Origin of the sequence: Corynebacterium sp. MSK006 (genome assembly GCF_030232385.1) — a bacterium.
Taxonomy (GTDB): Bacteria; Actinomycetota; Actinomycetes; order Mycobacteriales; family Mycobacteriaceae; genus Corynebacterium; species Corynebacterium frankenforstense_A.
In genome coordinates this window covers 1-212 of record NZ_JASPJZ010000041.1, presented here as the reverse complement: position 1 = coordinate 212, position 212 = coordinate 1, and the positions used below count along the sequence as shown (strand labels likewise).

Genomic DNA, 212 nt, shown 5'->3' with positions numbered 1-212 from the left:
CACCCGGCCTGCTGCCCAGACCGCCGGAGAGTCAGACACCCAGCCCGACACAGGTGCTGCCGCCACCGTGGGCATGGGCGCCGATGGATCACGGCAGGGCGTCAACCCGGCAGGTGGGAACCTCGCCGGCGACGAGGCCGACCCCGCGGACGCAGACACCGCCGGCGCCTCGCTGGTTCCCGTCCCGGACGCGGACGAACTGACCGCGACTG

Annotated in this window: 1 protein-coding gene; it reads left to right on the top strand. The window is 74.1% G+C overall.

Going from position 1 to position 212, the window contains the following annotated elements; genetic code table 11:
- A partial coding sequence (locus tag QQA02_RS11625; RefSeq protein ID WP_284864354.1) for a hypothetical protein occupies positions 1 to 212 on the top strand: 212 nt, incomplete at both ends.